General features: G+C 46.6%; 20 protein-coding genes, 1 pseudogene and 1 riboswitch. Of the genes and pseudogenes, 17 read left to right on the top strand and 4 right to left on the bottom strand.

The features are described 5' to 3' along the window. Positions 1 to 42: 42 nt before the first annotated feature. From BUA14_RS05385 to BUA14_RS05355, 8 genes and pseudogenes are all read left to right on the top strand, one after another. Positions 43 to 2,130: an alkaline phosphatase family protein gene (locus BUA14_RS05385; protein ID WP_072771626.1), complete on the top strand. Its 2,088-nt coding sequence runs from the start codon at positions 43 to 45 to the stop codon at positions 2,128 to 2,130. Positions 2,131 to 2,429: 299 nt separating this feature from the next. Further along, entirely contained in the window at positions 2,430 to 4,472 is a 2,043-nt protein-coding gene (locus tag BUA14_RS05380) for an alkaline phosphatase family protein (protein WP_242954562.1), read from the top strand. 110 nt (positions 4,473 to 4,582) lie between these two features. After that, positions 4,583 to 5,077: a hypothetical protein gene (locus tag BUA14_RS05375; RefSeq protein ID WP_072771625.1), complete on the top strand. Its 495-nt coding sequence runs from the start codon at positions 4,583 to 4,585 to the stop codon at positions 5,075 to 5,077. 12 nt (positions 5,078 to 5,089) lie between these two features. Next, positions 5,090 to 5,923 carry an ABC transporter ATP-binding protein gene (locus BUA14_RS05370; RefSeq protein WP_072771624.1) on the top strand — a complete coding sequence of 278 codons (834 nt, stop codon included), beginning with the start codon at positions 5,090 to 5,092 and terminating at the stop codon, positions 5,921 to 5,923. Continuing rightward, positions 5,913 to 6,884: a hypothetical protein gene (locus BUA14_RS05365; RefSeq protein WP_072771623.1), complete on the top strand. Its 972-nt coding sequence runs from the start codon at positions 5,913 to 5,915 to the stop codon at positions 6,882 to 6,884. Before BUA14_RS05370 ends, BUA14_RS05365 begins: the two co-directional genes overlap by 11 nt. A 75-nt stretch (positions 6,885 to 6,959) precedes the next feature. Beyond that, positions 6,960 to 7,286 (top strand): thioredoxin family protein, encoded by a 327-nt coding sequence (locus tag BUA14_RS05360; protein ID WP_072771622.1) that lies wholly within the window; start codon positions 6,960 to 6,962, stop codon positions 7,284 to 7,286. 59 nt (positions 7,287 to 7,345) lie between these two features. Then, positions 7,346 to 7,553: pseudogene (locus tag BUA14_RS28420) on the top strand (hypothetical protein); the annotation flags it as partial. Positions 7,554 to 7,747: 194 nt separating this feature from the next. After that, positions 7,748 to 8,461 carry a TVP38/TMEM64 family protein gene (locus tag BUA14_RS05355; RefSeq protein WP_072771621.1) on the top strand — a complete coding sequence of 238 codons (714 nt, stop codon included), beginning with the start codon at positions 7,748 to 7,750 and terminating at the stop codon, positions 8,459 to 8,461. Between the two features lie 107 nt (positions 8,462 to 8,568). On the opposite strand, the gene BUA14_RS05350 is transcribed toward BUA14_RS05355, so the two are convergent. Continuing rightward, positions 8,569 to 10,437 carry an MDR family MFS transporter gene (locus tag BUA14_RS05350; protein WP_072771620.1) on the bottom strand — a complete coding sequence of 623 codons (1,869 nt, stop codon included), beginning with the start codon at positions 10,435 to 10,437 and terminating at the stop codon, positions 8,569 to 8,571. Between the two features lie 460 nt (positions 10,438 to 10,897). Between BUA14_RS05350 and BUA14_RS05340 the strand changes: the two genes are divergently transcribed. The 7 genes from BUA14_RS05340 (at position 10,898) to BUA14_RS05310 (ending at position 16,807) form a co-directional block, all read left to right on the top strand. Beyond that, positions 10,898 to 11,398 (top strand): GNAT family N-acetyltransferase, encoded by a 501-nt coding sequence (locus BUA14_RS05340; protein WP_072771619.1) that lies wholly within the window; start codon positions 10,898 to 10,900, stop codon positions 11,396 to 11,398. Further along, positions 11,391 to 12,158, top strand: a complete 768-nt coding sequence (locus BUA14_RS05335; RefSeq protein ID WP_072771618.1) for a sulfite exporter TauE/SafE family protein — start codon at positions 11,391 to 11,393, stop codon at positions 12,156 to 12,158. Before BUA14_RS05340 ends, BUA14_RS05335 begins: the two co-directional genes overlap by 8 nt. 97 nt (positions 12,159 to 12,255) lie before the next feature. Continuing rightward, entirely contained in the window at positions 12,256 to 12,534 is a 279-nt protein-coding gene (locus BUA14_RS05330) for a type II toxin-antitoxin system Phd/YefM family antitoxin (protein ID WP_072771617.1), read from the top strand. Next, positions 12,531 to 12,842: a type II toxin-antitoxin system RelE/ParE family toxin gene (locus BUA14_RS05325; protein ID WP_072771616.1), complete on the top strand. Its 312-nt coding sequence runs from the start codon at positions 12,531 to 12,533 to the stop codon at positions 12,840 to 12,842. The genes BUA14_RS05330 and BUA14_RS05325 overlap by 4 nt, the downstream gene beginning before the upstream one ends. Positions 12,843 to 13,171: 329 nt before the next feature. Next, on the top strand, positions 13,172 to 13,870 hold the full coding sequence (locus BUA14_RS05320) for a TetR/AcrR family transcriptional regulator (RefSeq protein ID WP_072771615.1): 699 nt from the start codon (positions 13,172 to 13,174) through the stop codon (positions 13,868 to 13,870). After that, positions 13,860 to 14,558, top strand: coding sequence for an ABC transporter ATP-binding protein (locus BUA14_RS05315; RefSeq protein WP_072771614.1), 699 nt, complete (start codon positions 13,860 to 13,862; stop codon positions 14,556 to 14,558). The genes BUA14_RS05320 and BUA14_RS05315 overlap by 11 nt, the downstream gene beginning before the upstream one ends. Beyond that, the gene (locus BUA14_RS05310; protein WP_072771613.1) at positions 14,558 to 16,807 is read left to right on the top strand and encodes an ABC transporter permease; all 2,250 of its coding nucleotides are present in this window, start codon (positions 14,558 to 14,560) and stop codon (positions 16,805 to 16,807) included. Before BUA14_RS05315 ends, BUA14_RS05310 begins: the two co-directional genes overlap by 1 nt. Here the strand turns inward: BUA14_RS05310 and BUA14_RS05305 are convergent. Together BUA14_RS05305 and BUA14_RS05300 are read right to left on the bottom strand one after the other, a co-directional pair. Then, entirely contained in the window at positions 16,729 to 17,310 is a 582-nt protein-coding gene (locus BUA14_RS05305; RefSeq protein ID WP_486598956.1) for an Hsp20/alpha crystallin family protein, read from the bottom strand. The genes BUA14_RS05310 and BUA14_RS05305 overlap by 79 nt on opposite strands. A 476-nt stretch (positions 17,311 to 17,786) precedes the next feature. Beyond that, complete coding sequence (locus tag BUA14_RS05300) at positions 17,787 to 18,278, bottom strand: GNAT family N-acetyltransferase (protein ID WP_072771612.1); 492 nt, start codon at positions 18,276 to 18,278, stop codon at positions 17,787 to 17,789. A gap of 160 nt (positions 18,279 to 18,438) precedes the next feature. Continuing rightward, positions 18,439 to 18,535: riboswitch (purine riboswitch) on the top strand. A gap of 138 nt (positions 18,536 to 18,673) precedes the next feature. Here BUA14_RS05300 and ade point away from each other — a divergent pair. Then, the gene (gene ade, locus BUA14_RS05295; protein ID WP_072771611.1) at positions 18,674 to 20,374 is read left to right on the top strand and encodes an adenine deaminase; all 1,701 of its coding nucleotides are present in this window, start codon (positions 18,674 to 18,676) and stop codon (positions 20,372 to 20,374) included. A gap of 177 nt (positions 20,375 to 20,551) precedes the next feature. On the opposite strand, the gene BUA14_RS05290 is transcribed toward ade, so the two are convergent. Continuing rightward, positions 20,552 to 22,657 (bottom strand): FAD-binding protein, encoded by a 2,106-nt coding sequence (locus BUA14_RS05290; RefSeq protein WP_072771610.1) that lies wholly within the window; start codon positions 22,655 to 22,657, stop codon positions 20,552 to 20,554. A 299-nt stretch (positions 22,658 to 22,956) separates the two neighbouring features. Here BUA14_RS05290 and BUA14_RS05285 point away from each other — a divergent pair, with 299 nt between their 5' ends. Next, entirely contained in the window at positions 22,957 to 23,490 is a 534-nt protein-coding gene (locus tag BUA14_RS05285; protein ID WP_072771609.1) for a hypothetical protein, read from the top strand. The last annotated feature ends 154 nt before the right edge of the window (positions 23,491 to 23,644 follow it).

Raw genomic sequence — 23,644 nt, 5'->3', positions numbered from 1 at the left:
GTCATAGTTGCCCTGACAAAATCTTATCAGGAGGACTTTATTATGAACAGCAAAAAAGTAATTGTGCTTGGTATTGACGGCATGGACCCGAAGATGACCAAACGTTTGGTTGATGAAGGGAAATTGCCTCATCTTAAAAAGATGATTGAACTGGGCAGCGCCCGCAAGGATTTAGTCATGTTAGGCGCGCAGCCAACCATTACTCCGCCAATGTGGACGACCTTATCAACCGGTGCCTATCCAATGACTCATGGGGTGACATGCTATTGGAATTCCCACCCATCGGATATTGGTAAAATTGTTAATAATTTTAACTCGGCCCAGGTGAAAGCTGAACAGATTTGGGAATGTACAGTTAAAGCCGACAAGAAAACTCTGGTTTGGACCTGGCCCTGTTCGTGGCCACCTATTAGTGATAGTGATAATTTGCATATAGTCGGCGGGTTGGTGCCGCTTGGACCTAATGCCGGTGTTTCTGTCGTAGAGGATGAGCATATTACCTATGCTTCGGCAGAATGTAAAGAAATCCGCAATCGTTTACATGTGGAGTCAAAAGGTGGAGCCGGATGTGTCATGACCGAGGATATGAAGGAGTCCAATGCAGCTTTTGCTCCCCAAAGCCGTTCTGATTTGTTAAAGAGTATGACGGAAGTTTCAGTTGGCGATGGAGATTGGCAGGAAACTGCCCGAGAAGCTGCCTCAGGCAAGACACCTGATGCCTGGCTGTTGCTTGACCATCTGGAAGGGGAAGAAAACGGTGAAACGGATAGACCTTGTTTTAATTTCGACTCTCCAATTAAAGAGCCTAAAAATTGGGGGCATGAATTGCCGGATGGTGCTAAAGAATTTACTGTAATTGTATCTAAAGGTTTGAAACGATACCCGGCTTTGCTGCTTAAGAATGAAGGCGGAGAATATAACGAAGTAGAAATATATGGGAGTAAAAAAGATGAAAAACCATTCGTTGCCATAAAAGAAGGCGAATTTTATCCTCTGGTCATCACGGATGTAATTACTGGAGAAGAGAAGGTGGAGACAACCCGTCATTTTGCAATTTTAAGAATAGATCATGAGGGTAAGTTTGTAACGATATCAGCAGGCAGTGCCTTAGATATTGAAACTGGACGTAAAGATTTTAATTGGTCGCCCCAGTCATTATATCAACAAACGATTGAGATCGCAGGTTTAGTGCCATGTGCTGTAGCATTGGGCGGTGGCTATCCGGAAATGATCAGCAGACGTTCTTTGCCAAGCTGGGATGTATTTAATAAGTGGCAGGCCAAGGCCTTGTTGGGATTGATTGAAGCGAATGAATATGAAGCGGTATTTACACATAATCATGCTTGCGATCATATTGGTCATCCCTGCTGGAGATGGGCCAAGACCAGAGCTAAGTACGGATACAATGATGAAAAAGTATATCAGGGGTTTTTAGAAGAAATTTATTGCCAAGTTGATGAATATATTGGGGAATTTTTGCCTCTGATTGACAAGGGGTGGGCGATTATTGTCACCAGTGACCACGGCCTTTTGTGCAGTGAAGAGGATGAGCTGCCTTTCTTGGGTGAAGGTTTTGTTATGAATATTGGGGTTCTGCGCGATTTGGGCTATACAGTAATGAAAAAGGATGCTAATGGCAACGATATTCGTGGGATTGATTGGACAAAGACCAAAGCGGTAGCACCTCGCGGCAACCATATTTATATTAACTTGAAAGGGAGAAACCCATACGGTAGCGTGGAGCCTGCTGATAAATATGAGTTGGAAAGAAAGATTATTGATGACTTATACAGCTACCGCCTGGATGGTAAGCGCATTGTCAATATAGCTTTGCGCAATAAAGATGCAGCTGTTTTGGGTATGAGTGGTCCAGAATGTGGAGATATTATCTATTTCCTGGAGGAAGGATTCAATCGTTTACATGGTGATGCTTTATCTACAACGGAAGGATATTTCGGCACATCTGTATCGCCGATTTTTATAGCGGCAGGTGCAGGAATTAAAAAGGGTTGTGAAACAGAACGTGTCATTCGTGAGGTCGATGTAGCTCCTACCGTAGCAACTCTTATGAATATTGATATGCCGGCCCAATGTGAAGGGGCTCCAGTATATCAAATTTTGGAGAAGTAATGATCAAGAAACGCAAGCAGCAGACCAGCTGTGCAGATAGAATATAGGAATCTCACCCCAATGATATCACGGGATGGGATTTTCCAGGGCTGGAACCAGCCCATTGGGACGCCTCAAATAAAATGGGGCGTCTTTGCTTTTTCTGGCCATTTCTCGTCAACCATGCAACTATTAGTTGCAGAAGATTTAATGAAAAATAAGCTGCTGTTCATCAAATTTATCTGGATCTAAAATTAATACAGGATAGGGTTCCTGCTTAAGGCCTATAAAAATTACTTTGAAGGAAAGGGATGAACAGAATGTTGCAGAGAAAAGCGGCAACAGAGAAGCTTCTTTTATTGGGTGTTGACGGGATGGATCCCAGCCTGACCAGCAAGTATCTGGCACAGGGAAAACTGCCTAATATTAAGAAAATGCTCGAAAGAGGTGCCTCAGGCAAAGACCTGATCATGCTTGGCGGGCATCCGACAGTGACCCCTCCAATGTGGACTACTTTGGCTACCGGCTGTTACGCCAATGTTCATGGAATTACCGGATTCTGGCGGAGTCCTGATACCAAAACCAAGGATTATGTAGAGTATAATCTCGATTCCCGGAATTGCACGGCTGAACCCCTTTGGAATGTTTTAGCCGACGCAGGCAAGAAAACTCTGGTTTGGCATTGGCCGGGGAGCGCTTGGCCTCCGACTTCGGATAACCCGAATCTGATGGTTGTCGACGGAACTTCCCCCGGGAGTGTGGGGATGGCTACGACTACAGTTGACGGGGAATTCTTTGTGGGCGCCAATGTTGAAATCCCGGAACTGACCTTTGCCACCAGAGCAGCGACCAACTCTGTTGCTCCTTGCGTTGTGGAGAATCTTGATCTTGAAAGCAGCAAAGAAGCGGGCATCAGCGATACGAGTATTGCCGAATCGGACATGTCGGCAGGTCTGCGCTTAATAGTTGTCAATGAATCCATGCAAACAACCTCGATAACTGAAGCACCAAGCGATGCGGTAAGATCGCCGATCAAAGAGCCCAGTGGCTGGGAACACGCTCCTGAGGGCGCAAAAGAATTTTTCATTATGTATTCTAAAGGTTTAATCCGCCGTCCCTGCTTAATCTTAAAAGGTGCAAACGGCGATTACAACCGCGTTGCTGTCTATAAGAGCAAGAAGGATGCCGAACCGCTCGTCGTTCTGGAGCCGGGTATTATGGCCAGAGAAGTTATCGATGAAGCGGTTAAAGCTGACGGCAAAAGATTCCGCGCCAACCGGAATATGAAGCTATTATCCATTAAACCTGACGGCAGCCAATTGACTATGTGGGTATCCGCTGGTATGGATACGGAAAATGACAGTGTCTGGCATCCCAAGCGAATCTTCAAAGAAGTAACTGAAAATGTCGGCTATCCCACCCCGACCACGATGCTGGGCTGCCAGGATAAACAAATGATCACGGACTGCATGCTGGACAACTGGTACACAACAGCGGATTGGCAGGCGGCGGCGATTTTACACTTGATTGAAACGGAAAAATTGGATGCTGTATTCTCCCATTTCCATGCTCCCGATCTGCAATGCCATATGTTTATTAAACATTTGGCGGAAAAAGACTTCAATAGATTGCCGCATGAAGATTATGAAAAATTCATCGAAGATATCTATCTGCAAGTCGATTACTATCTGGGCAAGTTCATTCATCTGTTTGATGAAGGCTGGACGATCTCGGTATTCTCCGATCATGCCCAAGTGTCTCCGAAGCACGATATGCAATGGCTGGGTGAGCTGGGCGGCGTCAATGTGCGTTTAATGCAGGAACTTGGGTTTACCGTGTTAAAGACCGATGAAAACGGCAAAGAACTGCCGGAAATCGATTGGTCGAAGACCAAAGCCATTGCCGTACGTGAACAGCACATTTACATCAACCTCAAAGGCCGGGAACCCTATGGTATAGTTGAGCCGGCTGACCAATACGAGTTGGAAGAAGAAATTATGACGGCTTTATACGGGTATAAGGACAAGAAGACAGGGCACCGTGTCGTATCCGTCGCCTTAAGAAACCGGGATGCCGTACTTCTTGGTCAAGGCGGCCCCCATGCCGGGGATATCTGCTACTGGCTGGCTGAAGGTTATAACTATGACCATGCCGACTGCTTGTCGACAACCTTAGGGGAAGCCGATACCTCCGTATCCCCGATATTCTTTATCGCAGGCAAAGGCGTCAAACAAGGATTTGTCACGGATCGGATCATCCGCCAGGTTGACTTTGTGCCAACCCTGGCTGTTCTGGCAGGGGTGAGAATGCCGGCACAGTGCGAAGGCGCTCCGGCTTATCAGATTCTGGAACAAGAATATTAAGCTGATTTTCATTTAAAGCAAGTTGATTTTTTCAATAGAACACAAAGTGCTTGATAATGAAGCACTGCGTGTTCTATTGAATTCTTAAGAACTCATGAGGTGATTGAATTATGAACTATGCTCATAACACCGGAACCCGTATAGAATCCCTGAAGAAACGGAGCAAACGCTGTTTATGCAAATACTGCGGCAGTAAGCTCTCCTTACGAAGAATTATCTTCAATGACCTGGAAGCAGCCCGTCTGGAAATTATGTGTGAAGAGTGCGGGCGAATCGAATTTGGGGTGGAACCGGAGATATATGCCAGTGGCAAATATTTTGTCGAGGAACTGGGCTTCAACGCTTACCCGGATATGGATTACAATGAACGGACAAAACAACGATCGATAGCCAAAGTCTGTGAAATTATGACCTGGCAGGATAAAAACCTTGGCATTCTAAATGAAGACGGCTTTCAGGTTCCCATCACCATGAATCAAAATATCATGGGGGAATGTATTGTCTTGGACGACGAAGATGTCAATAACTTTACTGAAAAAGAAGCCAAAGATTTTGATATCACCCAGGTTGAGGCTGTTGATTTGGTGGAGATTCTGAATAAGTAAGGTGGGTTTAACTTGAATGAGCCGATCATTTCACTCAGACAGCTATCCTATAAAGTAGGCAGCAAATACCTGGTCCAGGATATAAACTGGGATGTTCTTCCCGGGGAACACTGGGCCGTTTTTGGGATGAACGGAAGCGGTAAAACGACCCTGTTAACGATATTAGCCGGTTTCCGGCCCTTTACCCATGGCTTCTTAGAAGTATTCGGACAACCCTATACCAATGAAAATGTCCTTGAGATTCGCAAGCGTATCGGCCTGGTAAGTTCTTCGTTTTTTGATAAGTACTACGCCAAGGAATCAGCACTGGATATCGTCTTATCCGGTAAGTTTGGGACTTTTGGCACCCATTATGAAATTAACGATGAGGATGTTGTCAAAGCGAGAAAACTACTAACTGAACTGCACCTCAAAGACAAAATCGACCAATCCTTCGATATGATGTCCAGAGGAGAACGGCAAAATGTCCTGATCGCCCGGGCCATGTTTACGAACCCGGAAATATTGATTCTGGATGAGCCATGTACCGGCCTGGATGTCTACGCCCGCGAGCATCTCTTAAACACTGTCCGGGACTTAGCAGAGAATACGGACATCGCCATCGTTTATGTAACTCACTATACTGATGAAATAATTGATGTCTTTGACCGGTGTTTATTGCTGCGCAACGGCTATTGCTATACCCAGGGGCAGACAAAAGAAATATTTAACACGGAAAAGCTAAGCGATTTTTTGCGTTATCCGGTGAAAGTGTCAGAAGTTGCCGGTGAAAAAATCAGTGTTAATATGGATATAAAATCAAATGTGCGTGATTTAATGCTGGGGAGTGAAATAAATGACCGCTAGAATGGATCAAATAAATGTTGTTTACAGCGGAAGTGCCGTAAACAAAGACTTGCAGATCGCTGAAGACTTTTCGAAGATGGCGGAATTCGGGTATCTTGATCAAGAGTTTACCATGTATGGGGCAGCTTATCTGGGAACAGATGAGCAAATGAAATATCTTATCAGCAGTAAGCGGGATGAGATCTATAGATTTATGGCAATGAGTGCCTACCAGGGCTTGTGTCCGACCCCGGCAAGTTCTTATACCGAAATCTGCCCGGTTCCTTCCGGATATGAAGAAGATATAGCACTACAGGTAAAATTCCGCTTAGCCAAAAAACTCCAGCAGGACTATCAAAAACCTTTATTGGCAGCCCTGAGAGAATTGGCCGCGGTCGACGGCAATGATGCCGCCTATGAATTGCTGGTGAAGGAGCAGGAAAAGGTCGAGGATTTATATGATCGGGATATCCTGCTGGTCTATGAAGGATTAGTCGATATGGCCTTTAAGAAAAAGCTGCTTAGCCTGAGAAGTCTAAATGAATTCAATAGGTGGATAAATAAAATCAAAAAACAAATGGAAGATGACTTGGTAGTCAATGATATCCTGGAAAAGACATTTTACGGATATGTCTACCAAGGGGGGGATGGCACACTTAAATATAGAGTCAACGCTCAGTATGAGAGTATTTATAATTTTACTTTAGAGACAGAGGAACAGGGTTGCCGGCCAAGTCCGATTTTCCACAAAAAATACTTTTATAACTATAGATATACATTAGGAGAAGCTAAAAATGACTTCAACGTGTTTTTAAAAAAACTATTGAATAGAGACTACATGGAAATAATTAATGCTCTGAACCGGATGCCTTCCCCTATAGATAGGGTCAAATTTAAAAATCTTTCCGAGCATTACAGAGCCCAAAATGATCATAAGGCATTAGAAACACTCGGTTATTATGAAAGAAGATGGTTTAATTGAAGCCAGTGCAAAAGTACTGGATACATGATGATTTGCTCAAGCTTTATAAATTAATTTTAACAAGGAGTGAAGGATATGTCATTGAGACATCTGGATGCAAATGATTTTGAAGAAGTTATTTATAATAATGGGGAAGCTTGCCTGGTTATATTTTCAAGAAAAACATGTCATGTCTGTCAAGGCGTTGTCCCGATTCTGGAAGAACTGCAACCTACATATGAGGGTAAGTTTGGTTTCTATTATGTCGACGTGGAAGAGCAGAAACCGCTCTACCAAAGATTTTCGCTTAAAGGGGTTCCTCAGATCCTTTTCTTCGCCGCAGGAGAATATCAAGGAAAATTAGCGGGCGCTGCTGACGAAGAAAAGGTGATTGATAAAATCAGCGAAGTGACTGAAGCATGAGTCTAAACGAGCTTTAAAGGGGGGAATATGAGTATAGGAGACATGACGAATTCTATGATTTGGTCGTCATTGGCGGTGGCCCTGCTGGACTCACGGCAGCAAGCTATGGCGGAAGAGCCAAGCTGAAGAGATAAGAACATCCGAACCCAAAAAAGAAGGTACAGCTAAGGCTGTAATTATTGCCTGCGGTAGTGAACCAAGACTTTTAGATATTCCAGGTGAAAACGGTTCCAAGGCAACGGCGCCGCCTATTGTAGTGAGCCTGACCATGGAGATGTAATAGGATAACAGTAAAAGTCTTTCCGGCAGATCTATCGGCCGGTTTTTTGTTGTTATTTTTTGTTATAAAAATTGCTTAAAGGATAAATTGAGGTTTTCTTAAGACTTTTTTTATTAATTCTTAAATTCTATAGCTCATAATGAAGCCATCGGCAGTATGAAAAGGCAAACAAGGAGGCTAAATGGGCTATATGAATAAACCTAAGGATAGAATAAAATTTTGTGTTTACTTGCTGGCAGTGATTGCCGGACTCATAGGGATAGTTGTTTACATGAAATCAAGCGGTATCTTAACTTACATGTCCTCTGCTGAAGAATTTAAGAACTATATTGAGGGGTACGGGGAAAAAGCTTATTTAGTGTTTTTTATTCTTCAATTAATATCGGTTATTATTGCACCAATACCCAGCAATGTAAGTGCTGTAGTAGGTGGAACAGTATTTGGTATGATGGGTTCATTTTTGATCAGTATGCTGGCAATTATCATTGGTTCTTCTATAGTGTTTATGCTTGGTAAAAAATTCGGAAGAACGTTTGCGGAGAGGTTTGTAAGTCCTAAAGTTTTAGATAAGTACGAACAGTATTTTTCATCCAGGGAGGGGGAACTGCTGCTCATATTACTCTTATTTCTGCCCTTTTTCCCCGATGATGCGATGGGCTTTGTAGCCGGACTCAGCAAGATAAGTTTAGGAAGATATGTAGTCATCATGCTGCTGACAAGGCCTTGGGAAATACTGGCCGCCTCAGCCCTGGGTTCTTTTAATATCACAATGCCGTTGTGGGGGTGGGGGGTCATGGCTTTGGTTATTATTGGTATAGCTAAAAATAGTGAGAAACTGGAGAAAAAACTGGTTGCCGCTGTTCAAGGAGCTAAAAATCAGGCAGGTGTTAAGTAATTGAAAAACACAAAGGTATTGATAAACTCTGGAATGAGGAGTTTATCAATACCTTTGTGTTTTCGGCGCTCAGTCAACTACAGTTGACGGTGTATCCGGGGCAACTGTTACAAGCAATCTTCGCCACCCAATGGCAACCGGGTCATCAAAGCCCGCATAATATCGCCTCTGCTGATCGTACCAATGAGGATGTCGTTTTGAGTTACAGGAAGTTTGTTTATCTTACGTCTGCTGAATATCTCACAGACTTCAAGAAGCGGTGTGTCATGTGAAACGGCAATAGCATTTGGGGAAGCGATCTCCATGACATTCATGCTTAACAGCTTTCTCGCTTTGGAGTTAAGAGTGTCCGTATCGGGAATAACGGCTGAATAGAATTCGGCGACAAATCGTAGGTCTTGTTTGGTGAAATACCGCATAACATCGCCGTCCGAAACAAATCCGATTAAGTGTTTCTGCGCATCAATAATCGGCAATCCGCTTGTTTTGTAACCTATGAACTTTTCGACAACCTGCTTCAGATTATCATCACAGGAAACCGTGTAAGGGTCGGCTCTCATAGCTATATCAAGTTCATAAACGGCTTCGGTGACGGCTGCGACGGTTTTTTTTCTGTTTTTTACCTTGACGGCTACCAAAATAAGCGCAACAAGCCCGATAACGACGCTTAACCAGTAAGTCATGCTAATACCGTACATCTGTGACTGTATTTCCCCTTTTGCGGCATATACCGAAGAGGCGAACGACATTACGGAGACCATGACTGCAGTGCAAAGGGTTGTGGCAACTTGACGAAGGGTGATTCCGACGGCGTTCCCGTGGTGGAGAATTTCATCCGGCAGCTTCTTTATAGACCACATATTGATGGGAGTGTTGGCTAGCATAAGCCCGACGGAGCGTAAGGTGTAAGCGGCTGTCATAAACCCAATTGTCGTATCAAAATCAAATAATGCCATGCCTAAAGAACCGAGAAGCAGCAAAAACCCGCCGAAAAGTCCGACATATCTTGCGCCGAAGGCATCGTAGAGCTTTCCTGCAAAATAACCAAATACAGCTCCCAAAATTGCGCCCGGCATCATGACCATACCCGAAACGGTGGCGGACATTCCCCGTACGGTTTGGATGTAGATCGGCAAGGTAATGGTTGCTGCGGCGAGGGAAGCCTGGATAAGCATTAAAATTATCGTACCGTTGCGGTATTGAGCATTGCCAAGGACTTTAATCTGCAAGAAGGGTTGCGTAAGGCTTAATTGCCTGCGGACAAACAGAAACAGAATCACGACCCCAGCGAGAACTAAAGCGGAAGCGGTTAAAATCATGGATATATTCCCTAACAGGGAAAAACCGTACAATAAGGCCAATAAGCCAAGGGAAGCCATCGTGAAGGATGGTTTATCAAGGGTTGTTTGTTTTACATCACCGTAATTTTTCATGATCAGCGAGGCCAGCAATATTATCGCCCCTGCAAGCACCGCCATGACAAGGAACATAATCCGCCAACCGACTTTATCGGTAAGCACTCCTGCCAAGACAGGTCCAATGGCAGGCGCAACCATAATGACCAAGCTGTACATGCCCATAGCTGAGCCGCGTTTTTCGTGGGGGAACAAGAGAAGTATTATGGTCATGGACAGCGGCATCATGATCCCCGCGCATATGGCTTGCAGTAAACGCCCTATGAGCAAAACAGTAAAATTCACTCCCCAGGAGGCCAGCAGGCTCCCGGCGAGAAACAGGACAAAAATAGAGAGGAAGAGTTGTTTCGTCCGGAATCTATCCATTAAAAATGCGGATATGGCGATAACGATGGCGTTGACGAGGGTAAATCCTGATACGAGCCACTGGGCTGTCGTTGCCTCAATGTGGAGTTCTTCCATAATCGTCGGTAAGGCAGGATTAATGAGAGTTTGGTTAAGTACGGAAATAAATGCACCGAGCATTAGAACTACAGCGGTTATTTTTGCTTGTTTGTTCATGTATAAAAGCGACCTTTCTACAGATATTATTAATGATAAATTATGATATTGGCACACCAATTACACAACCTATCATTATACTCTGAATTACTCGATAGTTCAATCTGTAATTTCCAGAATATCTGCCCCGTTGCCTACCGGCTTGCCCCGGAAGGCAACGGGGTTTTTAATGTGAGCGCGTTTATCAAATTATGGGCAGGTTTAGTCATATGTAAAATCATCGAAAACCATGGAGGAGAAATATGGCTGGAAAGAAATGGGTGTAAGGACGCGCTTTCGAATATCGTCGTGAAGTATGCTGACAAACAATGTTCTGATGCCGATAACCGGACTGATTACAGCACAGCTTGCTTTGGAAGACAGCTTTCAGAAATGCAATGGCTAAGCTGCCTGGTTATACTTATAGGTTAGTGATAACTAATTTGGGGATTTTTTAATAGGAGAGGAAAGGTAAATAACAGTGGATACAAAGTTAGAGGATTTTAAATTAAGATTTGCGGAAATCAATGACGCTCCGCTAATTCTGGAATTGATAAGGGAATTAGCCGACTATGAAAAAATGGCCCATGAGGTTGTAGCGACAGAAGAAGTATTAATAGAGTCTCTATTTGAACGCAAAATGGCTGAGGTTGTAATCGGTGAATACAAAAATACACCGGTTGCTTTCGCCTTGTTCTTCCATAACTTTTCCACCTTCCTGGGCAGACCGGGTATTTATCTGGAGGATTTATATGTGAAGCCTGACATGAGAGGAAAGGGTATCGGCAAGATGATACTTGCTTTCCTTGCTAAACTGGCTTTAGAGAGAAACTGTGGAAGGTTGGAATGGTGGTGCTTGGATTGGAATGAGCCGTCCATTCAATTTTATAAACAGTTAGGTGCGGTTCCCATGGATGAATGGACAGTATATCGGTTACACGATGAGGCCTTAGCTGAATTGGCAGTGAAATTTGATGGATAAGATGGATTATGTTCTACATATGCTGGACCTGACCGGGATACAAGGCATGGTCGTGATGTTAACGGCCTTTTTAGTTGGCTTTTCCAAGACAGGTGTCAGCGGTGTGCTCATGCTTGTGATACCTGTTCTGGCTACTGTTTTTGGCGGGAAAGATTCGACAGGGGTTCTGCTCCCTATATTGTTAGTGGGAGATATTTTTGCTGTCTGGTCTTATCGCAGGAATATTGATTGGAAAAAGGTTTTGGCACCTCTGCCCTGGGCCTTGATCGGTCTGTTCCTTGGTGCTGTCGTTGGCAGAGTCATCGCTGATCAGGTGTTTGTGATCTTGATCGGAACGATTATTTTATTCTGTCTGGGAATTTTAGTGTACACAGAAAAAATGGGAAAGAATTTTACCGTGCCTACCGGGACATGGTTTTATATTACGGCGGGAATTTTAAGCGGGTTCGCTACCATGATCGGCAACGCGGCCGGTCCGATTTTCAGCGTCTATCTATTGGCCCTGGGACTACACAAGAATGATTTTATGGGGACCAATGCCTTGTTTTTTTTCATTATTAATTCTATCAAGGTGCCCGTTCAGGTATTTGCCTGGCATAATATGGAGCTGCAGTCCTTCATACTGGCAGGGGTGATGGTACCGATGGTCGCTTTAGGAGCGGCTTTGGGGCTTTGGGTCATTAAAAAAATCAATGAGAGGTTTTTCCGGTATCTGATTATCTGCATGACGGCACTGTCAGCCTTACGGCTGTTGATATGAACAGCGCTTTATCACAGCGCTGCAGCATGTGATCGACAAAATAGTCGTTCTAAGATATAATATGACTATAAAATATATGGAAAAAGAAGGTGAGCGTATGAGGGAAGTAATTCGGCCATCTGCAGATTTAAGAAATCATTATAGTGAGATATCCAAGCAGTGTAAAGAAACAAGGGAGGCCGTTATTATTACGGTAAACGGGCGTGGGGATACGGCGGTTCTTGGGTTGCAGGACTACTATCAGATGAAATCAGAATTGGAGCTGTTGAAAACGCTGGCAGAGGCGGAAGATGATGTGAGAGCCGGCCGTGTAGCGTTGATGAAGGATTCATTCGATGAACTTCGTGCCTCTTTGCTAGAGAGGAAGAATGTATGAAGTATCAAATCCTACGGACGGATAAGGCGGAAGAGCAGCTCCGTAATATCATATTCTATATAGCAGATGATTCCGGAGATGTGGATGTGGCACTCAAATATCTGGATAAAATAGAAACAGCAATCAATCGGCTGCAAGATTTTCCGGAATCGGGAAGTGTACCAAGATATTCGGCTTTGAGGAAGCAGGGTTATAGAGTAATAATAGTTGAAAAACATCTTGTGTTTTACAAAATAGATCAGGAAGAAAAAGCAGTAATTATATACGCCATTGTTGATGGAAGAAGAGAATACCATAATTTATTATAGAAATTATAGTCTGCCGCCAGGCCCTTCAGGCCCGAGCGGCTTTTTTTGCAAAGATCTATTGTGAACGTTTAGAGGCATGGATACGCGGAAGATTGCCATGTGCTGATAAAGAGTAAATAGGCGGGTAAAATAAAGGTGCGTCTTATTAAGGTTTAGAGATGAAGGACCCTTTGCGGCATTAACGCTGTGCTGTGGTTGGGAATCAGAAAATGCCGCCAAAGCTTCGTCAGGCTTAGGCGGCATTTTTTTGTATTTTCAAGGCGAACAGAAATGGTTTGCTGCACGCGGAAGTATCTTGACCCAAGTGGTCATTTTGCAGTATTATAAAAATGACCACTTGGGTCATTGTGATTTATCTCAATATAGAACTAGATAGAAATGAGGTGGCTGTCATTTATCCAAAATTCTATAGCTTAGAAGCGGAGAAAAGGGAACGTATCATTAATGCGGCCCTTAAAGAATTTGCCCGCAATGGTTATGAAAAGGCATCGACCAATGAGATGACCAAAGAAGCAGACATCTCCAAAGGCTCATTGTTCAGCTATTTTAACACGAAAAAGGAGCTGTATTTGTTTCTGCTGGACTATGTGGTAGAGGTCATCGAAAGCATTTATGATGAGGTGGATTGGCAGGAAACCGATCTTTTTGAAAGAATGAGGAAAATCGGCCTGGTTAAATTCAAGATTTACAAAAAGTTTCCCCATGCCATTAATTTTCTCAAAGTCGCAGCCCATGAGGATGCAGGGGAAGTGAAAGCGGAAATCGCTGAAACGGGCAGGCATCTCATTGCCGACGGTCTGGGCAGAGGGTATGAAAATATTGATTGGACAAAATTTCGTGAAGATATGGAGCGGGAAAAAATGCTCAATATTATTACCTGGACTATCTTAAGTTTTGCCGAACAGCAAAGGGACCGGGTCGAGTCCTTTGAAGATCTGAGCCTTGACCTGCTTCGGGAGTGGGATGGGTATTTCGATATATTGAAGCGCTGTTTCTATAAGAAGGAGGAGCAGGAGCATGTTTATTGAGGTTTCGAACCTAAAGAAAAGCTACGCATCCGGCGCCATGACCAATGAAGTTTTGAAAGGAATCGGGATGAAGCTGGGAAAGGGGGAGATCGGTGTCATCCTCGGACCCTCAGGTTCAGGCAAATCGACCTTGATGAATATCATTGGCGGTGTGGATCGCGGCGACAGCGGGGAGGTCATGGTTGGCGGGGTTGAGATCAACCATTTGAACGATGACCAACTGACCGATTACAGGCGTGAAGACATCGGCTTTGTCTTCCAGTTCTATAATTTGGTCCCCAACCTTACCGTGGGGGAAAACATTGAAGTCGTCTCCAACATCAGCAAAGCGCCCTTGAACGTTGACGAGGTCTTGGCGGCGGTGGAAATGACAGATAAAAAGCGGCGTTTCCCCAGAGAACTAAGCGGTGGTGAACAGCAGAGAGTCGCTATTGCCAGAGCTATTGTCAAAAATCCGCAGCTCCTGCTGTGCGACGAGCCGACCGGCGCTCTGGATTATCAGACCTCCCGCAGCATTCTGCAGCTTTTGGAACGGGTGAACAGAGAATACGGAACTACCATTTTGATGATCACTCATAATGAAGCGATTGCCGCAATGGCCAACCGGGTGTTTAAACTGAGATCCGGGGAAATCGCGGAAGCAGCAGTCAACCAGGTAATTATTCCGGCGGAAAGGATTGAGTGGTAATGGCGCTGAACAAGAGAGTTTGGCGGATCTTGAAAGAAAACCCACTGCGCTACCTGGGCGTTCTTATGCTCATTGTTCTTGGCAGTTATACCTTTGTTGTGGCGGCAGGCATAGCCCAGAACCTTGATACGCTGATCACCACCTTTACAGAGGGACATCAGCAGGAGGATCTGTCCTTTGCAACGGACAAAGCCATTCCCGACAGCGGGGAATTGGAGAGAGCGGTTCATGCCGTCATTGAGGAGTACAGGAGTTTTGACGCTGCCCTCTCGGATTCGCTGACCCTGCGGCTCTTAAGTAAAACAGAAAAGCTGAACATCCCGGCGGTCACCGAGGGGCGGGGGCTTGCCGGCCCGGGAGAAATCCTGCTTGACCCTGCTTTTGCCAAAGCCAACGGCTATTCACTGGGAAGCAGTATCAAGGCAGCCGGTAAAAACTTTACGGTGGTGGGCTATGTATCCTTGCCTCACTATATCTATCCCTTAAAAAATGTCTACGATATCATGGTATCCCCCAGTAATTTCGGTGTGGGCGTTATCGACCCTGCGGAATTTGCGGATATCGGCAACGGGTCCCTCTTTTATTCTGTCAGGTTTCAGGACAGAACCCAGAGCCTGAACCAGCAGGCAGTGCAATTCCGGGAGCGTTTGCATGCCGAAGGCGTCACAGAATCTGAATGGGTTGACATTATGAACAATAAACGGGCCAGGATGGCCTGGGCGTCGATCACCGGTTTAAAAACCATGAGCATTCCGGTGCCGGCGGCGATGTTTTTGCTGTGCTGCCTGATTATCGGCATTATGATCTGGCGCATGATCCGCCGGGAAGGGGTGATCATCGGGACACTGTACGCCCAGGGCTACCGGCGGCGTGAGCTGATGGGCCACTATATGGCCATTCCCCTGCTGCTGGCCGTTACGGGAGGCGCGGCAGGAAGCTTGCTGGCCCTGTTGTCCGTGGCACCGTCGATCACAGGGATGGTTTCTTACTACAATGTTCCTGTTGCAGGTATTGAACTGAACCTTTGGCATGCCCTCATCGGCATACTGACGCCTGTGCTGTTTCTGGGCCTCAGCAGCTACCTGGTCATTCGCCTGGAATTGCGACGTTCCCCGGCGGAGTTGATGAAAGGGAGTGAACAAAAAACCAAAGTGAACGCTCTGGAGCGGGCCTTTAAGCTGGAGAGATTCACCTTCGGCACCAAATTCAAGCTGCGGGAGCAGCTGAGAAGCATTTCCCGTCTTTTGTTCCTTTTTTTGGGGGTCATCAGCGCTTCGGTCCTTATGCTCTTGGGTTTTACGATCATGAATTCCATGGATTATGTGTTCAAAAGCAGTACCGAAGGCACTTACCGGTTCGAATATGAATACGCCTTTAAGGACCTGCACTACGGGCAAGCGCCGGCAGGGGCGGAAGTTTTCAACGCCGGGAGGTTTTATCCTGAAGACGAGGAAGAAATAGAATTTTATGTGACCGGTGTAGAGCCGGATTCCGCGTTCTTAACGCTGACCGACAGCAAGGGCCAGCCCCTTCCCAATGATCAGATCAACATAACCAAGCCTTTGGCGGAAAAGCTGGGAATCAAGGCGGGGGACAGGGTAAGCTTGATCAGCAAGCAGGATGGGCAGCCCTATGTTTTCTCTATTGACGCGGTGGCCGATTCCTACGCAGGGCAGTTTATCTTTATGCCTGTTGAGGCATTGAACAGGCAGCTCGGATTGCCTGCCAACAGCTATACAGGACTCTGGAGCACTGAAAAATTAGCTGTTCCTGATGAACAGCTGGCAGGAACAAAATCTTTAAGTGAGACTGCGGCCGCTATGGATGAGCTGCTGGGGCCAATGCTTTCCATGGTAGGGATGATGACTCTGATCGCCTGTATGGTGAGCTTGATTATCATCTATCTGGTAACCTCCCTCACGATTGAGGAGAATAAGAATACCATCTCGTTATTTAAGATTTTTGGCTACCGGCGCCGTGAGATCAATGCTCTGATCCTGAACAGCTCGACCTTGGTGATCGTGGCCGGATTTCTGATCGGCATTCCGGCCATGGCGGCTTCCATGGGTGCCATCTACGGCTATGTGGGCGGGATGATCAATTTGGTGCTGCCGACGGTTATTAATCCAATCTATGTGATTGTTTGCTTTGGGGCGATTATGCTGACTTATCAGTTCAGCAAACTGCTGTGTGCCAGGAAGGTACACTCGGTTTCCATGAGTGAGGCTTTAAAAGCAGGAACAGAATAGAAGACAAAAAGAGCGCCGGGGAAGTCCGGCGCTCTTTTTGAAGGGGAACTACTGGATATCAATTTTTTTGCCTTTGGGCGCAGTCTTTTCATGCTTGGGCAAGGTAACGGTGAGCAGGCCGTTTTCATATTAGCCGTTATTTCCTCATGTCTGATATTGGCTATGGCAAAGGACCTGGCCATGGAGCTGGCTTTTCTTTCTTTCCTGATGTAGTTATCCTTCTGTTCTTCCGTACTTTCGGTCTTCTGGACGGTTATAGTAAGCTTATCCTCAGTACAATCAATATGGATTTTCTCTTTGTTCACACCGGGAAGTTCAGCTTCGACAATGAATTCCTTCTCATTTTCCCTGATGTCCACCCGCATTTGACCGCTTTGGTTGTAAAAGGCGGGGAATAGGGTATCGTTAAAAAAGTTTTCGAAAATGCTGTCAATGTCAAAAAGATTGCGGGATTTCCTTGGCAAACCTGAATTTCTTCCTTCAAAAGGAACTAAATCAAACATAAACAACACCTCCGTCTGTACTTTTACTTGAATTTAAGCAATGGCAGGAGTAAGGCAAGGCTCCAAAGCCTTATAGTTAACTAGAACATACAGAACCCACCTCCTTGAGTTATCTTATGTTAACTGACCAAAACTGACCTTTACAATTTATTTATATAATTTTTCTGCAGGAGCTTCAAGGCGGGGTTTTGACCTTCTTTGACTATATTTTTTTATCTTGCCCTTTTAGCCTGAAATATTTTTATCGATCACAGAAAATCGCTGCTTTTTTAAAATTTTCAACCGCTTTTGGGAGTTCAAATGATGCATTGATGCACCATTTGGACGCATACGAAAGTGTTGTTCAAGTAAAAGGAAAGAAGCGCCTTTGTGGAGGATGCCATAAGGCATAATGTGAATCAATGATAGTCAACCATCATCTTTGTGGACATTATTGTTAGGCATCGGGATGAATCGCCGGTCCACAGCCATTTCGCTTACAGCAGATAATAATGTGGAATGATATCCTCATAGGTTCCGTCTTTCATGAGAAAGCCCTTGGGAATGACCCCAAGCTGAACGAAACCCAGCTTAGCGTAGAGTTGCAGGGCTGCCGTATTGGTGCTGACGACGGCGTTGAATTGCAGGAGCTGAAACCCGATTTCCTTAGCCTTGGCGAGGCAATGCTTAACCAAAATCTCGCCGATGCGTTTTCCCCGTTCTTCGCTTTTGACGGCATAGCTGGCATTGCAGATATGTCCGCAGCGGCCCACATTGTTCGGATGGAGGATATACAATCCCACCATGTTGCCGGTAGCTTCTTCGATGGCCACCCCGGTAAAGGATTGGCCGCCGAAAAACTCCAGGCCGCTCGTTTCGTCAAGGGGTTCCATCTGGGGGAACGCAATCCCGGTAGCTACCACTTCGTTCCAAATGGGCAGCATAGCGGGAATATCTTCAGGTGTAAATTCTCTGACGGTAATGCTCATGATCCATCCTCCTGATTTCTATCATTCTTTAGGTATCTTGTCATTCATTATAACATGGACTTTCTTTCCTTGACATTTACCTTTTCACTGCTTATAATGTAGAACAAAATCAGCGGCAAGCGTGATCATAACCAGAGAAAGGTCCGGGAAAAAATCGAACTGAACTGAATAATAAAATTTTTATATAAGTTCATAATGGGTTGAACGTCTCTACCAACTACCGTAAATAGTTGATTATGAAAATTTTGAATGGAAAGCAACCGGCGATGTTTAAGGGCCGGCTATATTCTGTTTGAAATGTTTTATAATCTTTTTTTATTATCCTTTAAGCCTTTGGTGGAATGAATCGGATCGAAAATAAGCGATCAGGGGAAATGCATGAGGAGGTATGGTCTATGAACGATAGGAATTTAAAAAAGCTGGAGCCAAAGTCCCTGGGGCGGGAGAAGGCACAGCTTGTGCTGAAGAACGCCCAGGTCATCAATGTGTTCTCAGAGGAAATTCTGGTCAGGGATGTTGCCGTTGAAGACGGGGTGATTGTGGGTGTGGGGCAGTACCAGGGCCGGGAAGAAGTGGATCTGAGCGGGAAGTATCTCTGCCCGGGCTTCATCGACGCCCACCTCCATTTGGAGAGCACCCTGGTTGCGCCGCCGGAGCTCATTCACTCCGCCCTCCAATGGGGAACCACCACATTTATCATTGATCCCCATGAGGTAGTTAATGTGGCCGGTGAAGAGGGCCTGGATTATATGCTGGATCAGACCGAAGGTTTGGCGGCCAATGTCTTTCTGATGCTGCCCTCCTGTGTTCCGGCGGTGCCTTTTGAAGAAAACGGCGGTGTTTTCTCAGCGGAAAAGATGGAGCCCTATCTGGCCAACCCCCGTGTTCTGGGTCTGGGTGAGGTGATGGATTATGTGTCTGTGATCGAAGGGGAAGAGGAGATGGTGAAGAAACTCCGCCTTTTCCGGGAGCGCATCAAAGACGGACATGCTCCCTATCTGGAAGACAAACAACTGGCGGCCTATGCCCTGGCCGGCATCAAAACGGACCACGAATGCATCGACTATGCCTATGCCCTGGAGGAAATACGCAACGGCATGCAGGTCCTGATTCGCGAGGGTTCCGGTGCCAGAAACCTGGAGGCCATTGTCCGGGGGATTCAGGAAAATAACCTGGATACAGGGAACTTTTCCTTCTGTACCGATGACAAACATATCAACGATATCCAAAAGGAAGGCCATATCAGCTATAACATTAAAAAGAGCATTGCCTTGGGCCTTCCGCCCCTTAAAGCCATTAAAATGGCCACCATCAATACAGCCAGATGCTACAACCTGACGGAACTGGGGGCAGTTGCCCCGGGATATCAGGCGGATTTCGTCATCCTGGACAGCCTGGAAGAGGTAGTGGTTCATTCGGTCTACCACAAAGGGAAAAAAGTGGAGCGGGAAAAGAAAATTGAAATTAAGCCCTGTCCGGAGCAGCTGCGCCGGACCGTCCACCTTCCCGCCCTCAGTGCCGATGATCTGAAATTAGCTGTCTCTGACTCCCCATCTTCCCTGATTCAAATGATCGAAGGTCAAATCACTACGAAGCATGTGCGGAATGTTCTGCCCGCCCAGGACGGCTGCTTTGTTCCCAATGCCCAATACAACAAGGTGGTTGTGGTGGAACGCCACAAAGGGACGGGACATTTCGCCGTGGCTCCCGTGCTTGGCTTTAATCTGCAGCAGGGAGCAATCGCCACCAGCGTTTCCCACGATTCTCACAATGTGGTGGCCATCGGTGACAACGACGAAAGTATCCTGCTCGCCCTGCAGGAATTGCAGAGAGTCCAGGGGGGCTATACCATGATCCGCGGGCAAAGAGTGCTGGCCACCCTGCCCCTGCCTATTATGGGTTTAATCAGCGATGTCGGATATCAGGCTGTAGAGAATACTCTGAATCAAATGATCGGTTATGCCCATGAGATGGGGGTGCCGGCCCATACCCATCCTTTTATCGCCCTGTCCTTTATTGCCCTTCCGGTGATCCCGGAGATCCGCATCACCACCCGGGGACTCTATGATGTGGTGGAGCAGAAATTTATCAGATAAGTTGACAAATCAATGTGGATAAGCCAAGGAAAGGCAGGCGTCTTTTCGCACTGCAGGAGACGCTGCCCCAGAGGCGGGAGTATAGTCAAATATTAGGAATTAAAGACTGCCGCCAAGGCCCTATTAAGGCTTAGGCGGCAGTCTTTGTATCCTAAGAAATGGTTTGCCTTTACGTCATTAGGCGGATGCTTTGGCCAGGGCATCGTTTACTGCGTCAGTGAAGCCTTTTAGTGTCATAGTAGCGCCGGAGACCGCGTCAATCCCGGTGGACTGGTTGGCGATCACCGCTTCGATATACGTGGGCAATGCCACGCCGCCGATGGTTTCGGTTTCTTTCTGCTCGTCTACGGTGATGGCGGTGATCTTGCCGCTGGCGATGGTGACGCTCACCTTAATATCGTCTCCGAAGACCCCGGAGCCCTTGCCCTGATAGGTGCCGTCCTTCCAATTGCCGGAAGAACCGACAGAGCTTGCGGCAACGGTGGTGGTGCCGGACTCGGCGATCTTGCCACTGCCGCCGGAAAGGGAGGCGGCGTGCTTAGCGGCCAGACGGCCAAAGGTGAAGCAGCGCCCGATGGAGAGACCTGTAGCATGGAAGGGATAATCCGCCGCGCCGTAGAACTGTCCGCCCAGGTTGCCGGCACAATAAAGGCCTTCGACAGGCATTTTGTTTTCATCGAGAGTTTGTCCGTTGGCGTTTATATAGACACCGGAGCAGAGGGCCGAGACGCGCAGATGGCGCCGGATTCCATAAAAAGGAGGTTTTTTAATAGCATTCATCCACTTTTTATCTTTGCCGAAGTCTTCATCCGCACCCTTTGAGCACAACGTGTTGTAGCGCTCGATAGTGGCCAGGAACGCTTGCTTATCCTCAATGCCGAGCTTGTCGGCCAGCTCGTCGAGGCTGTCGGCACGCCAGGTGTCGATCAGGTGGGGGAAGACGCCTGTGCGGGCTGTGCCATTATGGGAGGCGGCATAGTGTTCATCGGTAATTTCCGGCATGTATTTTTCCATGACGGCAGGGGGGACTAAGGATTCGAAAGCTTCATGGCTCATGTAGTCGCTGTCGTAGATTTGGCAATACCACCCGAGAGAACCCTTCTCCGGATCGTCGTAGTTCTTGCCCCCCTTGTACATATCCTGATGGAGCATCATGTCGTTCATATAGACAAAACCGATGAACTCATTGCAGAAGCGTTGGCCTTTCATGTTGACGGAAAGGAAGGGCTCCTCATACATGAGGCCGGCGTCAAAGTCGTGGAGCATTTTGGTATGCCCGAGTTTTTCCATGACAGCTCCGGCGGTGACTGCCATGAGGTGGCCGTCCCCCGTCTTCTGGAACTGTTTCTTGTCGAAGTTCTCCACATCCGGGCACCAGTGCTTCACCATGGCAGGGTTGTTTTGATAGTCACCGGTGGCGAGGATAACGGCTTTGTTAGCATTAAACTTTACATAAGTCCCGTCGGCAAGCTTGCCAACGACACCCTTCACCCGGCCGGCATCCACAATAAGCTGAACCCCCGGAGTGCTGTAATAAATCTTCATGCGGTCGGAATATTGCTGGGCGGCCTCGTCAAGCACGTAGCTCAGGTACGTGCCGATATTATTGGGTTTCGGTCCCATCCAGGGGGCATACATATGGGCTTTAGCCGTACCGTAGTCGAACTTGCTGTAACGATGGTCGGTCCATTCGCCGGTGAAATCCTGGCTGGTGTCCAGGTAAGCGAAGAGTCCTTTGTCATTGGGCTTGCCGGCAGAAGTGCCGGTCAGGCGGGCGCGGTCGTATACCCATTGCACGGCCTCGCCGGAATGCATAACGTAGGCCTTAAGAAGCTCAGGGTCGGAGCGCCAGCTGTTCAGACTGTTGGTCTGCTGGACATAACGCAGGAGCCCCTCGGTGTCACTTTTGTCGATAATAAGACCGGAACCGCAGTTGCCTTGAGAGACGACCGTACTCTGCTTCTGCAGCACGGCGACGGAATTGCCTCCCTCAGCGGCGGTGACTGCCGCCGGTACACCGGCTGCACCGGCGCCGACAACGACGATGTCTACTGTAACCTCGCCAACAAAACTGGTAATGGAGTCAAGCTGTACCAGTGAATCCTTAAACTCTTCAAGGGTGAAAGAGCCGGGAAGCGCGGCGGAGCCTTCCGGTGATGTGAGGTCCGCCCCGGGAGTCTCATTGACGGATGTGTCACAGCCTGTCAGTCCCATGAGGCCGATGCCGGCTGCTCCTAAAGCGGCAGTCTTAAAAAAGTCCCTGCGTGAGATAGTGGTGCTCATTGTTTTTCTCCTCCCAACGATTGATAATATAATTGCGCGATTTCATTTTACAAATCATTGCCGGAAATTTCATCGTACAGTTCCGCTGTTTTGTCTATAAAGTCATTGGCTCTGGACAGATACTGAAAACTGTCCAGGGAAGGCCAAGCCAGGTTTGCTGGGATGCTCTAAATGGATTCACATTTTCAAAAATTTGTGATAAAATGTACATAAAATCAAATGTCCGGATGCCTCTGTAGGTATAGAAGCATCCACAACTGGAGGTGAATCTTAGTGGGGTAAGGCAGCGGGAAGGACAGATGAAGCTCTGCAGTACTCTGGAAAAAACTCTGGAAAGATTACTTCAGACAAGTAGCCTTTCGGAGATTAAGGTGATGGATGTTTGCCGCTTGAGCGGCATACCGAGGTCAACCTTTTATTCTTATTTCTGTGATATCTATTCTGTTCCGCAGTGGATATGGGACGACATGATGGAGCATTCCCTTTATAAGATCGGTGACGGCCTTACCTGGGACGAGGGCCATCGTATTATGTTTGAGAACATTCTGCAGCATAAGATTCTTTTCAGCAAAATCTACTGGGAAAACGACAACAATTCGATCCTGGAATACGGCTACAGGGGAGGATATTCTGCGGTGAAGCGCAATGTTGCGTTCCGCAAACATCACCACTGGACGGAAACGGAGCTGCTTGAACTTGACTATACCATCCGGGCGCTGGCCTCCCTCACCACAAAGTGGGGGAGAGACGGCATGATTGTGCCGGTTGAGACCGTGGTGCATATCTTCAACACCCATGTGCCGCCGTTTTTAAAGGAGCTGTGCGACATATAGCCCGCCACTTTTCATGGGAAGGAATTGTCCGTTGAACCCAAAAGATTTTAGGCTGCTTTTTAAACTACCGCATTATATGTGGTAGTTTCATTTATATTAATCGCCTCATCTTGTTGATGGAACCGTTGTACTCAGGACGCCCGGCTTTTCCTGT

The sequence above is a fragment of the Desulfitobacterium chlororespirans DSM 11544 genome, from assembly GCF_900143285.1.
Lineage (GTDB): Bacteria > Bacillota > Desulfitobacteriia > Desulfitobacteriales > Desulfitobacteriaceae > Desulfitobacterium > Desulfitobacterium chlororespirans.
Note: the sequence above shows the minus strand (reverse complement) of the source record. Positions and strands in the feature narration are given on the sequence as shown.